The sequence below is a fragment of the Pseudomonas sp. PDM16 genome, from assembly GCF_014851865.1.
Lineage (GTDB): Bacteria > Pseudomonadota > Gammaproteobacteria > Pseudomonadales > Pseudomonadaceae > Aquipseudomonas.
The window spans coordinates 1-13,291 of sequence record NZ_JACVAM010000008.1; the positions used below are offsets into that span (position 1 = coordinate 1).

Consider the following 13,291-nt stretch of genomic DNA (forward strand, 5'->3'; position numbering starts at 1 on the left):
CTCGGTCATCGTGCCGCAATCAACAAAGCAGTGCGCCCCGGCCTCTTCGCCTAACAACTGGTTCAAGGCCGCTCGCTTCGCTCGCTCGGGACCGGCTAAAGCCGGCCCCTTAACCAAACGTTATGTACTGAGCCATTTATGAGTTCAAACCCTGAAGAGCTAATCGGTCTCTTGAAATGCTTTGATGGTGACTTAGAGTCTACAGGTCAAGGCTGGGCTGATGTAGGCGCCAGCCTAGCTGAAGGCGTGGTTAAAAAATTTACCAAAAACGACTGGCACGAACTGCTAAAGCGTCAAGAAAATCTAACCAACGGGCAGATGCATTTAATGGCATTGCTGATAGATCTTGCACCTGATGAGTTTTCAATAAAAATCGCCCAAAATTTAATTAAGCATGCAACTGGCGAACCATGGATTGAGGCTCTCAATACAATCAGCCACCTCTACATACTAAACGCAAGGCTTTTCCCACCGCCCTCCGAAAGCCAGGCTGAATTAAATAAATTTAAGTCAGAAGTCACGAAATATATAAATCTCTCCAACCCTGAAGACCTAGATTTCCATAGCTATTTAATGAAGCACAGCCACTTGATTGAGCTCGACTGGTTAAGCTACTACAAATACCTCTATTCCGGCACATAACAAGCGGTTCAAGGCCGTTCGCTTCGCTCACTCGGGACTGGCTAAAGCCAGCCCCTTAACCAAACGTTAGCTACCAATGAGCGCATCAATGGAAGTCAGAGATATAAACGGAAATCTAGTCACTGTTGGCTCGTACGTCCGAGTGCTATCCATTTCACCATTGGCATCAGATCTTGAACCCGAGGAGGTAGCTCGGGTTTCTTCTATGGTTGGCGAAATATTCGAGATCTATGAAATTGATCCCTATGGCCGTGCCTGGGTAGAAAAGTGGTGGCATCTAGGGTCAGATCAGAGCACTTCTCACAGCCTTGCGCTTGAGAGCCATGAAATGGAGCTGTCGGCTCCCGCAGCCGGCAGCTAACGAGTCGTTCAAGGCGGACGCCTTAACTCCAATGTTAACCCCGCCTGACCTTCCTTATTCGGGCGTACCAGCGCCTAGCTACTTCCTGGGTGAGCGCTATCCCGCGTTCTGACTGGTCAAGTTTCGGTTGGCTTCGTCGTACTCGGGGCTGGTTTGGCCACAGTCCGGCGCGGTCTCACCGCTAGCAAGCCACAGAGCGTATTGCGGGTAGATTTTGACCAGAGCCTCTACCTCCTCCGTGCTCATTCGGGCTTTTCTATGGCGTAGGTTCTTCCAGCGGACGTAGTTGATGTCCGACTGCCTGACCAGCTCGTCCAAGCCCGTCTTATAGATAAGGGCTATAGCCCTCTCCATCATTGATTCCATAAAGGTCTAAAAATCTCCGAGTTCAATATTTGAACTCTAGGAATGCACTGTTATTCTTGCTCGGCAAGTTCAGTATTTGAACTCCAATTCTGAACCGGCGTAGCCCAATAAAGACCAACATAGTGCAGCAAAGGCCATTCCTATGGAAGGAACCACCCTCATGCCGAAAGACCCTTCTGGCCAACCAGCGCCACCTCTGATGCCCTGGAGAGAGTTCGCAAACTGGATTCGCATGCCCGAAAGCCACGACGTGGTTTGGGGCTGGATTCGCAACGGCTACATCCCCTCGCACAAGGTCGGCCGCCACGTAGTGGTCAACGTCGCGCTACTGACCAGCCAGCTTCTCGAACAGGAGTGGACGCCATGAGCAAAGGCGAAAGTTTCGACCTGTGCAGTGTAAAGACCTTCGCCGAAATGAGCGGTATCTCGATAGAGGAAGCGATTGACTGGGTGGACAGCGGCACCATCCCGAGCATGAAGCTGGCCGACTTCCGCATGGTCAACCTGGCCCGGCTGCGTGAAGACCTGGCCAAGGGCAAGACCGAGTTCAAGGAAGGGGACTACTGCCATGTCTAGTAAGCCTGTTGGCTTGGATGTGCTCTCCGCTGTGGGCTTCCTGGGTGAGCCGGTGGTGGTCGAACTGGCCTGGGACGATGACCCCGAACCGTGCTGGCGTGCCGGCTATGTGATCGGCGTGGTACTGCTCATCGAAGGCGTGCATGAGCAGGCGTGCCTGTTGGTGAAGAGTCCCGGCGATGAACACCCCCTCGACGTGTACCTCTCGGACATCCGCTCTATCCGGTCGATTCGCAGCAGTGCGCGCAGCCTGCTTGGCCGACTGCCCCTCCCTCACATGCTCCAGGGCCAGACCGGGCTCATGGAAGGAGAGCGCCGCCATGCATAGCTGCAACGTCATCACCGCTGCCAACGCGGCTCAGTACATGGGCGCCACCGTGCTCGTGGAAATGGTCTGGAACCAAGACCCGGAACCGCTGTGGCGCTGCCTGCATATCGTCGGCATGGCCCTACCCATGGAGGGTGTGTACCACGAAGCCGGCTACTTCCTGACCATGCCCCTGGACGGCCAAGCCGACTTTCCGACCGAGCTTTGCTTCTACAACATCCGCACCATTCGGGCGATACGGCACCGCGACCGGCAGAGTTCCGGCAACGTACTGGGCCGTATGACCCGACCCTATGCGTCGAGGTCAGGGGCCGCGCTCCCGGCTCGTCGCGACGGTGCTCCCGTCGCGATGAACGGAAGCACGGGCGTAGCGCACCCTTGACCCTGCACCGCCATGAACAGCCTCTGCCGGGGAGCGTGGGGTAGCTTCACCACCCCACGCTCCCGAGCCCTCGGCGGCAAGAGCGGGATAACAAGGGCAGCGCCCTTGGTTTTCTTCCCTCTGTCCCTCGCCGATATCTCCCGCCTGCTTCTGCTGCTGGCCTTCCTCGCGCTCTGGCGAGGGTGCGCCTACGGTCTGCCTCCCGGTCCACCTCCCTTCTTCGTATTCGCCCTGGATCACTCCTGCAGTGACTGCCAGCGGGATGACTTCGCCGGTCTGCTAGAGGCTGACCAAAGCGAATGGTGGCTCAGGTGATCCGGCTGGGGTGGTCAGGCCGTCGGCGGCGCGGACTCGCCAGCGGAGCGCCGGAGCCGCGCCGCTGACGTCCCTGTAACACGTCAGATAACCACTAAACGAAATTCGCAGTATTCAGCATTGGAGTAACCGAGTGACTAAGCCCATCGATCAAGTCCGTCTGAACCAACTGACCGCCCAGGAAGACCCGAAGGGTCGCTTGTTCATTGATCCTTCGACCATCCAGTTCACCGACCTGACAGGCGTACGCCTGCTTCGCTGTGGCGTCGATACGGTGCGCCAGCTGTATCGCGGCCTGATCCGCCCGGAAATCATGGCTCTGTTCGAGAAGCCGGGCGCTATGGTCGATTTTGCCGGCCAGCGCTGGCACTCGGGGCGAGTGGGTCGAGATTCGGGTTACCAGTACAAGCTGCAGAACATGGACCTGGGCTTCGTGCTGCTGGTGAAGAACTTCAACGCCAAGCTCGACGCCATCGGCCCGCACCTGAAAATCGAGGTGTCACCGCATGCCCTGGATGCGCTGAGCCCGCAGCGCCTGCAGGAGCGCCTGGACTACTACGCCCAGGAGCTGATGACCAACGTCGAAGTGAACCAGTGTGCCGTGCACCTGGCGCTAGACCTGCAGGGCTGGAAGCCGCCCGTTGATCTGGTGGCCCGCATGCATTGCCGAGCGCGGACGCACCGGGACATTTCGGGGATCAACCAGATCGAGTGGGCGACCAAGTCCAGCGTCTACGGCCGCGGTGAAACCTCCATGTTCGGCTCGGCTGGAGGCATTCAGCTCTGCATCTACAACAAGACCGAGCAGGCCAAGGCCACGGACAAGCTGGACTACTGGGAAAGCGTCTGGCGTCGCCGTGACAGCTTCGACGACAACGACCCGGAGAACTACGACCCAGCCCAGGACGTGTGGCGCATCGAAATGCGTTATCACCACTCGATCATCCAGCAATTCGCCAGTGGCTCGGTAGACCTGCAGACCGGTCAGTTCATCGATACCAGCACCTTTGCAGCCTTCGCTGGCCACCTCGACGGCCTGTGGCGTTATGGTCTGGGTCAGTTCCGTTTGCTGGTCCGTCCTGGCGCCTATGAGGCCATCTGGACGCTGATTCGTGATGACGTGCGTGTAGACCTTCCGGTTGATTCGCTGCTCGAGGAAACCGAATACAAGCGCCACCACAAAACGGCCAGAGGCTTCTCCGGCAAGAATGTGGAGTTGTTCCTGGGAAACTTCGTAAGCCTGCTGGCTAGGGAGCGAGTGGGCGCAAAAAAGGCGTTTGACCGGCTGCAAACCTGGGAATGCTGGCCGGTTATTCGTGACCACTACGCCGCCAAGGATATGACCGACTTCGATATCTACAAGCACATCAAGGCGCTGCTGGAGGAGCGCCATGTGCGATGGGGAAGGGCGGTATGAGTGTTAAGCGCCGCGACGATGGTCGATGGCTGGCAGACGTTCAGCCGATCCGTGGCCAGCGCTACCGGAAAATCTTCAAGACCAAGGCGGAAGCCCTTCGCTATGAAGCCTTCATCATCGCCAGCAAGGCCCAGGACCCAGCCTGGAATCCCAAGGCGCCTGATCGGAGAAAGCTGAGCGAGTTGATCGGCCTGTGGTTCGACCTGCATGGCCACATGCTCAAGGATGGTGAGCGCCGTAAGGCCAAGCTCGATGCCCTCTGCACACGCTTGCGTAACCCGGTTGCTGCGCTGATCGATGCGGCCGCCTATGCGCATGATCGCCGGGTGCGTTCTCAGTCTGGTACCAGTCCGAAGACCCTGAACAATGAGCTGGGCTATCTGCGTGCTGTGTACAACGAACTGCGTGGCCTGGGCCAGATCGACTACGCCAACCCGCTGGAGCTGGTTAAGCCATTCCGCATTGAAGAACGGGAACTGTCCTGGCTGACCTCGGAGCAGATCACCGTACTCCTGGGAGCGATTCGAGACGGCTGCGATAACCCACACGTCGAGCCGATCACCCTGATCTGTCTGGCCACCGGGGCGCGTTGGTCAGAGGCGGAAGGAATGGTCCCGGCAAGGCTGCGGAGTGGGGCGGTCACGTTCAGCAAGACCAAATCCAGCAAGGTGCGCACAGTGCCGATTGATCCCGCCCTGGAGCTGCTGATACGCAATCACTGGAAGCGCTACGGCCAGTTCACTACCGGCAGCATCAATGCCTTCCGCCGTGCCCTGGATCGTTCCGGCATCGAGCTACCCCAAGGCCAAGCCACCCATGCACTGCGCCATACCTTCGCCAGCCACTTCATGCAGAAGGGCGGGAACATCCTCACCCTGCAGAAGATCTTGGGTCACTCCAGCTTGGCCATGACCATGCGCTATGCGCACTTGGCTCCGGAGCATTTGGCAGAGGCGGTGAGGTTAAGCCCGCTGGCTGGCCTTTCTCTGGTCAGTAATGCGTGAAGTGGATTAGGGTAGTGCCAGTGCTGTTCGTCCCTGTCCGCTACTGGCCGCGGCTGTCCGTATTTGGCCTTGTTTACTTTTCGCCATTGCGCAATACTACGTTCACGACTCAACCCTTGGCGGGCCGATTCAGTTCAGCCTTAGCCTCGGGTGAAGAAACCGGCCCAAAAGCCGGTTTTTTCGTTTCTAGGGATAGGGATTTGTGCGAACAGCTTTCTTCGTAGATGGCTACAACCTCTATTACGGCCTTTTGCATGGTTCGCCCCACAAGTGGTTGGACCTGCCGGCTTTGCTTACCCATATCCTGGGTATGCAGGATTCGTCCTCCGTTCTCTCTTCGGTCAGCTATTACACCTCTCCGGTGATCGCTAACCTTGCCACTCGTGGTCAGCAGTCGAACGATGCCCAGAGTCGTTACATCCGTGCTCTGCAGGCAAAAGGTGTGTCGGTCACGCTGGGGCGCCACCGGCTGGCCAAGGGATATGCTCCCCGCTACATCGATGGAGAGAAGGCCTCCAGGCGGGATCAGGTTGCCATCTGGCAGCTGGAAGAGAAGGAGACCGACGTAAACCTGGCTTTGGGTATGTACCGAGCAGGATGTCGGTCGGATGAGCTCCAGATTGAACAGATTGTTCTGGTGTCGGGCGATACTGATCTAGCGCCTGCTCTCGCTGCTATCCGTTCGGATTTTCCGCATATCCGCATCGGCGTGATTCTGCCGCATAGGCATGAGCAACGTGATCCGCCAGGTTCCTTGATGAAGCATACGCACTGGATGCGCCGCCATGTTCCCGAGTCGGAGCTAGCGTTCTTCCAATTGCCACCCAAGGTTCCGCTTCCCAAGAAGCCGGCCATCGTAAAGCCGGACTATTGGTAGTCCTACATCTGTGACACTTTCGGGACATTCGATAGCCCAAGAAAGCAAAAGCCCCCGATCTTCGCTAGGAAAATCAGGGGCTTAAGCTATTCTGATTTGGTGGAGCCGGGGGGATTTGAACCCCCGTCCGCCAGCTCTCCGCTATCGGTTCTACATGCTTAGCCATCTCTACTGAGTTAACTCCGCGCCGCCCGAGTGGCAGGGTGCTTGGAGCGAGCTGCATAAGTTTTAGCCGTTACACCTGCAGCGTGCTTGGCGGCGATCCTGTTCTATCTGACAGACCAAATCTTCGGGTTTACAGGCATCCCCTAGGGTCTGCTGGCGCCCTTAGGCGGCCAGAGCGTAGTTGTCGTCGTTGGCAACTATGAAGTTGTGGCAGCGGATTTACGAGAACTGTCACCTACTCGGCATGCCCCTCAAGTTTCGCTACCGGCGTCGAATCCTAATCGGCCCCAGAACGCTCTTGCGAGGTTGGACGGGCAGTGTACGGCAAAGGTTCATCAGCGTCGACCACCGGCTGCCGTTACAATGCCTGGCCCGGTACTCGCCGTTTACCAAGCCTGTGCCATCCTCATCAGATCAGAATTCGAGGAGCGACGGATGCCGCGCGCACCGCTGAAGCCTTTGCGCCGCTGGATCTGGCGGGCTTTTCTGCAGAGTGCGCTGATTCCACTGGTGCTGGTGGAGTCGGTGCTGATCGGCGTTTACCTCTATACCAATGAGTCGATCCGCGAGTCGCAGATTGGATACCTGCAATCCAGTGCCCTGCAGGATCTGGACAGTGCCGTCCGGCGCGAAGGCCAGGTTATCGATAGCCGTCTGCGTGCCATCGAAACGCAGGTCGGCATTTATCGTGACTCGGTGGCCGAAGCGCTTCGAGATTATCGCTACGCGCCCGACGAGTTGGAGCTGAGGCGTCATGCCGGTACGCCGGACGGTGTTTACTACAGCCGCAGCGACGATGGCCGGGCCGCCTCCTTCTATTCGTCCAGTACGGTGAGCCAGGATCGTGACAAAGCATTGCGCCTGTCGCGGATCGATCCACTGATGCGTTCCATCCGCCAGGCGGACCCGCTGGTGGCGGCCGTGTACTTCAATAGCTGGGATAGCTACAACCGCATCTATCCGTACTTCGAGGTACTGCAACAGTACCCGCATGACATGGTCATCCCGCAATACAACTTCTATTACCTGGCCGATGCCGAGCACAACCCCAGCCGCGGCACGGTGTGGACCGAGGTTTACCTGGACCCAGCCGGTCAGGGGTGGATGATGTCGGCAGTCGCGCCGGTGTATCGGGGTGATTTCCTCGAAGGGGTGGCCGGGCTGGATGTGACGGTGGGGCAGATGCTCGCCGAGATCGGCAACCTGCAGGTGCCCTGGCAGGGCTATGCACTGTTGGTAGGCCGAGACAATGCGATCATGGCCCTGCCCGCGGCTGGTGAAAGGGATTTCGGGCTGCGCGAGCTCACCAGCTATTCCTATGCCGAGGCTGTCAGCCGTGAAGTGCTCAAACCGGCCGACTTCAAGCTGGATCGTCAGCAAGGGCTGCGCCCATTGCTCGATGCCATGAAGGCGAAGCCGCACGGCGTGGTGGAAGTGCAACTCGGCGGGCGCGGCCAACTGATGGCGTGGAGTGAGATTCCGCAGACCGGCTGGCGGCTTATGTTGGTGGTGGATGAGGCGAGCATCTTCAGGGAAACCAACCGCCTTGCCGAGCAGTACCAGATCATCGGCTATCTGCTGATTGCGGGCCTGGTGTTCTTCTACCTGTTGTTTGGCTCCTGGATGTGGTTGCGCTCTCGGCGTCTGAGCAACGAGTTGGCTGAGCCAATCACCGGTATCGTTGGCATGATGCGCAGCTTGGGGGTGGGAGAGCGCAAGCCGGTGGCGCCGCCGACGATGATCGCCGAGCTGGCCGAGATGGCAGAGGAAGTGCAGCACGCCGGTCAGCAGTTGCAGGCCAGCGAGGAGAGCCGCCAGCACGCTCAGCGGACGCTGGAACTGGTGCTGGAGAGCACTACCGAGAGCCTCTGGGAGGTGGATGCTCACACCCTGAACATTCGTATCAGCGATCGTTTCGTCCGCCGCTTCGGACTTCCCACCGATTGCATGCCGTTTGCTGAATTCAACCAGCGCGTGCACCCGGATGATCTGCCTCGGGTTCGCCATCTGCGGTTGAGCATGGCGGGTGATAGCGCGGAGGATTTCTTCGAGGCTGAGTATCGCTATGCGGATGTCTTCGGCCGGTACTTCTGGCTGCTCAGTCGGGGCAAGGTCATCGAGCGAGACGAGGAGGGACGCGCGGTACGAGCTGCGGGCACGCATGTCGATATCACGCGTCTCAAGCAGGTGCAGGACGAGCTGCGCCGCGCCAGCCTGGAGGCCCAGGCGGCCAGCCAGGCCAAGAGTCGCTTCCTGTCCAGTATGAGTCATGAGCTGCGTACGCCACTCAATGCCATACATGGCTTTGCCCAGCTGATCGAGCTGGAGGCCCAGGAGCACGAGACGCGAAATCAAGAGGCGGAGTATGCCCGTGAAATCGTGTTGGCCAGCCGGCACCTTACCTCGCTGGTCGATGACATCCTCGATCTCTCTAGCATCGAGAGCCGCCAGCAGCAGCTGCAACTGCAGCCGGTCGATATCGGCCCGTTGCTGCGCGGCTGTGCGGAGTTGGTACAGCCCGAAGTGCAGCAGCGTCGTCTGCAGTTGCAGGTTCAGAATGAAGCCAATCCACCGCTGTTCGTCCTGGCCGATCCGAGACGCTTGCGGCAGGTACTGCTCAATCTGCTTTCGAACGCCATCAAGTACAACAGCCCGCAGGGCATGATCCGCATGGGCTACGAGGTGCGAGCCGGAGGGGTGCGGCTATGGGTCGACGACAGTGGCTCCGGGCTGAGTGTGGAGCAGCAGGCACAGCTGTTTCAGCCGTTCCAGCGCCTGGGACGTGAGAACTCCAACATTCCCGGCACCGGCATAGGGCTTGTGCTGTGCCGAGAGCTGGCGGAGCTGATGGGCGGTGAGATGGGTTTCCTCAGCGAGGCCGGGATGGGCAGTCGCTTCTGGATCGAACTGCCCAGTGCGGCAGAACCGCAGCTCAAGGGGAAACCGGTGGGCTCGGCAACGACGCTCTCTCCGCAACCCCTGGTGCGGGTGCTTTGTGTGGAGGATCACCCAGCGTGTATGAAGGTCCTGCAAGAGGCTCTGCGAGAAATAGCCGTGGTGGAAGGGGCGGGAACGGTTCGTCGTGCGCTGCTGCAGCTGGAGGGTGCAGAACCGGGATTGGTGTTGCTTGATCTGGATCTGCCAGATGGCAATGGCCTGGAGGTGCTTGAGCACATGCGTGGTGATACGCGGTTGGCTCAAGTTCCAGTACTGGTGGTCAGCGCGGCGGCGGACGAGGAGCTGCTGGCCGAGGCTCGCTCCAAAGGGGCACAGGCGTGCCTACTCAAACCAGTCGATCTTCAGCAACTGCGTCGGTTGGTGCTATCCCTGCTGGAGCGAGTGGCAGACCCCAAGTATTGAATGTCGAAGGGCGCCGTCTTTGCGAAGTCACTGCCCTAGAGGCGCAGATGTGCACCGGGTGGAAGCTGCCCCAGCTTTAGATGCATGGCGAGGGCGGCGTGCAAAGTTGGAGTGAGGGTGGGGGCCCGCGGGCCCCTTTCTAGCTAGTTGGCGGCGCCGCTGTCACCGCCTGAGTCGGCCTTCTGCAGCAGCATCAGCGCTTGGTTGGCGTTCGAGGCACAGTCTTCGGTCTTGCCCGCGGCCTGATCCTGCTTGGCTTTCTCATGCAGGTCTTCGACCTGGGTTTTCAGCGGATCCATCAGCGTCGTCTTGGTGGTGGTAGCGTCGTCGAGCTTCTGCAGGTTGACGGTGCACAGGTCGTTGGCAAATACCGGAGCAGCCATCAGCGCGCAGGAAAAGAGCAGGGCAGTACGTTTCATGAGGTGGTCCTCTTCCGTCCTATCGGGGCCCGGAGAGCCGCATGCCGAGGCTACGGCGAAGCGAATGGCCGCGTCGAGCAGGCTGTCCCGTAGGATGCCTGGCATTATTGGAGCTGCCTGTCCGGGATGACAAGGGGCCCGTAATTCTGGGCCCTGATGTGTGGACTTTTCTTCTGCCGCAGCGGTTCAGCTTTTCTTGCTTCCAGATTACGACGGCATGACACGTGGGCGGGTTACGCGATCCACCAGGTAGACCAGGCCGTGGTAGTCGATGCCGCTGTGGCTGGACAGACCGATCTCGCAGGTGCGGCTGGTGGAGATGCCTTCCTCGCAGTACTGCACCGCGTCCTTCAGCGAGCGCAGCGAGTGGGCGTTCAGCTCGGGCGTGGTGAAGCCCTTGTCGCCGGCGAAACCGCAGCAGTGGATGCCCTCGGGGATCACCACTTCCTTGGCGCAGCGGCGGGCGATGTCGATCAGTCCCTGGGCCTCGCCCAGATGCTGGGTGGAGCAGGTGACGTGCACCGCCACCGGTTTGTCCTGCGGGGTGAATTCCAGGCGCTCGAACAGATGTTCGCGGATGAACTTCACCGGGTCGTGCAGTTGCAGCCGCGGGTCGAGGCCGTCCTGGACCAGGCGCAGGGTGCAGGGGCTGGTGTCGCAGTAGATCGGGTCGAGGCCGCCGCGGCTGGCCTTGAGCAGCGCGTCGACCAGCTCCTGCTTCTTGCGCTCGGCCTGCTCCGGGTAGCCCTTGGAGGCGAACGGCTGGCCGCAGCAGAGGTTGTCTGCGTCCTCGGGGAACACCACCTGGAAGCCGGCCTTTTCCAGCAGACGGCGGGTCTTGTCGATCAGCGGCGTCTGTTCGGCATCGGCGAAGGCCGGGCCCATGGCGCGCGAGATGCAGGCGGCGAGGTAGACCACGCGTGGCCGCGCATCGTTGCTGAAGGCCGGCAGGGCGAGATTACGCACCGGCTGCGGCATGGCCGGCGTCCACTGCGGCACGCGCCCGGCGCTGGCCTTGTGCAGCAGGGCCGAGGTTTTGCCCAGCAGTGGCGCGCCCATCAGCATGCGCGCGCCGTTGGCCACGTGCAGCAGCACCCGAGCGCCCTGCAGGGTGCGGTGGAAGTGCGCGGCCAGCCAGTCGGCACTGCGCCCGTGTTCGGCGTCGCGGGCGCGCAGCTTGCGCACCAGGTCGCCGGTGTTGATGCCCACCGGGCAGCGCTGCGAGCACAGGCCGGTGGCGGCGCAGGTGTCCACGCCCTGGTAGTGGTAGGCGGCTTCCAGCTCGGTGGTGTCGATACCGGCGCGCTTGCGCGCCTGGATATCGCGCCAGATGACGATGCGCTGGCGTGGCGTCAGGGTCAGCCCCTTGGACGGGCAGACCGGTTCGCAGAAGCCGCACTCGATGCACTTGTCGACGATCTCGTCGGCGGCCGGCAGTGGCTTGAGGTTCTTCAGGTGGATCTGCGGGTCGTCCGACAGCACCACGTCAGGGTTGAGGATGCCCAGTGGGTCGAACAGGCGCTTGATGGTCCACATCAGCTGGTAGGCCTCGCTGCCCCATTCCAGCTCGACGAAGGGCGCCATGTTGCGCCCGGTGCCGTGCTCGGCCTTGAGCGCGCCGCCGAACTCCACCGCCACCAGTTGCGCCACGTCCTGCATGAAGGCCTCGTAACGTGCGACCTGAACAGGATCGTCGAAGCCCTGGGTGAAGACGAAGTGCAGGTTGCCCTCCAGGGCGTGGCCGAACAGGATGGCCTCGTCGTAGCGGTGCTTCTCCAGCAGCTCGATCAGGCGGTTGACGCCCTCGGCCAGTCGTTCCACCGGAAAGGTTACGTCCTCGATGATCACCGTGGTGCCGGTCTGGCGCACCGCGCCGACGGCGGGGAAGGTCTCCTTGCGGATCTTCCACAGCTGGTTGTAGACGGCCGGGTCTTCGCTGAAGTCGACCTGCTTCTCCACCGGGAAGTGGGCAATGGAGGCCATGATCTGGCCGATCTGCTCGTGCAGCAGCGACTGGCTGGCGGCACGCGATTCGATCAGCAGGGCGCAGGCACCGCCTGACAGGCTCTGCACCCACCCGGGCATACCCTTCATGTTCTCCACCGAGCGCAGGCTGCGGCGGTCGAGCAGCTCCACGGCGGACACCGGCTGCTGCTTGAGCAGCGGCACGGCCTGGCAGCAGCTCTCCACGTCGGGGAAGACGATCAGCGCGCTGGCCTTGTGCGGGTGCTCCGGCACGGTGTCGTAGGTCACCGCGCTGATAAAGCCCAAGGTGCCTTCGGAGCCGACCATCAGGTGGTTGAGGATGTCGAGCGGCTCGTCGAAGTCGACCAGGGCGTTGAGCGAGAAGCCGGTGGTGTTCTTCAGCCGGTACTTGTGGCGGATCTTGTCGGCCAGCGCGGTGTTGGCGCGGGTTTCGCGCCCTAGCTGGGCCAACTGATCGAGCAGCGCGCCGTGGCGAGCGCGGAAGGTTGCGATGCTGGCGGCGTCCTCGCTGTCCAGCACGCTGCCGTCGGCCAGCACCACGCGCAGGCCGGCGAGGGTCTTGTAGCTGTTCTGCGCCGTGCCGCAGCACATGCCACTGGAATTGTTGGCGACGATGCCGCCGATCTTCGCCGCGTTGATCGAGGCCGGATCGGGGCCGATCTTGCGCCCCAGCGGGGCCAGCCAGGCGTTGGCCTGGGCACCGATGACGCCGGGCTGTAAGCGGATCTGCGCGCCGTTGGCGCGGATGTCTTTGTGATTCCAATTGTCGCCGAGGACGATCAGCACCGAGTCGCTGATGGCCTGGCCGGAGAGGCTGGTGCCGGCGGCGCGGAAGGTTACCGGCACGCGCTGGGCGCTGGCCAGTTCGAGCAGGCGTACCACCTCGGCCTCGGACTCGACCCGTACCACCAGCTTGGGAATCAGCCGGTAGAAGCTGGCATCGGTGCCGAAGGCCAGGGTCGACAGCGGGTCGTCGAACAGGCGCTCGCGCGGGATCAGGCGGTGGACTTCGGCGAGGAAGGCGGCGGGCAGGCTCATGCGTGCTCCATGTGTCACGGTAAGTGCGGGCCGCTTGTGGCGGCCCTGCTTGTTA

13 protein-coding genes and 1 other RNA gene are annotated in these 13,291 nt (G+C 60.9%); 10 read left to right on the plus strand and 4 right to left on the minus strand.

The features are described 5' to 3' along the window. Positions 1 to 138 precede the first annotated feature (138 nt). Positions 139 to 642, plus strand: coding sequence for a hypothetical protein (locus IB234_RS21780; RefSeq protein ID WP_192321948.1), 504 nt, complete (start codon positions 139 to 141; stop codon positions 640 to 642). A gap of 457 nt (positions 643 to 1,099) precedes the next feature. Here IB234_RS21780 and IB234_RS24035 read toward each other — a convergent pair whose 3' ends face one another. After that, positions 1,100 to 1,369 (minus strand): hypothetical protein, encoded by a 270-nt coding sequence (locus tag IB234_RS24035; protein WP_225580751.1) that lies wholly within the window; start codon positions 1,367 to 1,369, stop codon positions 1,100 to 1,102. Positions 1,370 to 1,511: 142 nt separating this feature from the next. Between IB234_RS24035 and IB234_RS21785 the strand changes: the two genes are divergently transcribed. The 8 genes from IB234_RS21785 to IB234_RS21820 all read left to right on the plus strand — a co-directional run bounded on the left by IB234_RS21785 (position 1,512) and on the right by IB234_RS21820 (position 6,268). Continuing rightward, complete coding sequence (locus tag IB234_RS21785) at positions 1,512 to 1,736, plus strand: DNA-binding protein (RefSeq protein ID WP_192321949.1); 225 nt, start codon at positions 1,512 to 1,514, stop codon at positions 1,734 to 1,736. After that, entirely contained in the window at positions 1,733 to 1,945 is a 213-nt protein-coding gene (locus tag IB234_RS21790; protein WP_192321950.1) for a hypothetical protein, read from the plus strand. The genes IB234_RS21785 and IB234_RS21790 overlap by 4 nt, the downstream gene beginning before the upstream one ends. Further along, positions 1,938 to 2,273, plus strand: coding sequence for a hypothetical protein (locus IB234_RS21795; RefSeq protein ID WP_192321951.1), 336 nt, complete (start codon positions 1,938 to 1,940; stop codon positions 2,271 to 2,273). Before IB234_RS21790 ends, IB234_RS21795 begins: the two co-directional genes overlap by 8 nt. Then, positions 2,266 to 2,655: a hypothetical protein gene (locus IB234_RS21800; RefSeq protein ID WP_192321952.1), complete on the plus strand. Its 390-nt coding sequence runs from the start codon at positions 2,266 to 2,268 to the stop codon at positions 2,653 to 2,655. Before IB234_RS21795 ends, IB234_RS21800 begins: the two co-directional genes overlap by 8 nt. Before the next feature lie 105 nt (positions 2,656 to 2,760). Then, positions 2,761 to 2,970: a hypothetical protein gene (locus IB234_RS21805; protein WP_192322132.1), complete on the plus strand. Its 210-nt coding sequence runs from the start codon at positions 2,761 to 2,763 to the stop codon at positions 2,968 to 2,970. A 133-nt stretch (positions 2,971 to 3,103) separates the two neighbouring features. Beyond that, positions 3,104 to 4,387: a hypothetical protein gene (locus tag IB234_RS21810; protein WP_192321953.1), complete on the plus strand. Its 1,284-nt coding sequence runs from the start codon at positions 3,104 to 3,106 to the stop codon at positions 4,385 to 4,387. Further along, positions 4,384 to 5,391 (plus strand): tyrosine-type recombinase/integrase, encoded by a 1,008-nt coding sequence (locus tag IB234_RS21815; protein WP_192321954.1) that lies wholly within the window; start codon positions 4,384 to 4,386, stop codon positions 5,389 to 5,391. Before IB234_RS21810 ends, IB234_RS21815 begins: the two co-directional genes overlap by 4 nt. Positions 5,392 to 5,593: 202 nt before the next feature. Next, positions 5,594 to 6,268: an NYN domain-containing protein gene (locus IB234_RS21820; RefSeq protein WP_192321955.1), complete on the plus strand. Its 675-nt coding sequence runs from the start codon at positions 5,594 to 5,596 to the stop codon at positions 6,266 to 6,268. 97 nt (positions 6,269 to 6,365) lie between these two features. Here IB234_RS21820 and ssrA read toward each other — a convergent pair. Beyond that, positions 6,366 to 6,722: a transfer-messenger RNA gene (gene ssrA, locus IB234_RS21825) on the minus strand. 146 nt (positions 6,723 to 6,868) lie between these two features. Between ssrA and IB234_RS21830 the strand changes: the two genes are divergently transcribed. After that, the gene (locus IB234_RS21830; protein WP_192321956.1) at positions 6,869 to 9,793 is read left to right on the plus strand and encodes an ATP-binding protein; all 2,925 of its coding nucleotides are present in this window, start codon (positions 6,869 to 6,871) and stop codon (positions 9,791 to 9,793) included. 143 nt (positions 9,794 to 9,936) lie between these two features. On the opposite strand, the gene IB234_RS21835 is transcribed toward IB234_RS21830, so the two are convergent. Further along, complete coding sequence (locus IB234_RS21835) at positions 9,937 to 10,212, minus strand: hypothetical protein (RefSeq protein WP_192321957.1); 276 nt, start codon at positions 10,210 to 10,212, stop codon at positions 9,937 to 9,939. Positions 10,213 to 10,419: 207 nt separating this feature from the next. Further along, positions 10,420 to 13,236 (minus strand): FAD-binding and (Fe-S)-binding domain-containing protein, encoded by a 2,817-nt coding sequence (locus IB234_RS21840; RefSeq protein ID WP_192321958.1) that lies wholly within the window; start codon positions 13,234 to 13,236, stop codon positions 10,420 to 10,422. Between the last annotated feature and the right edge of the window lie 55 nt (positions 13,237 to 13,291).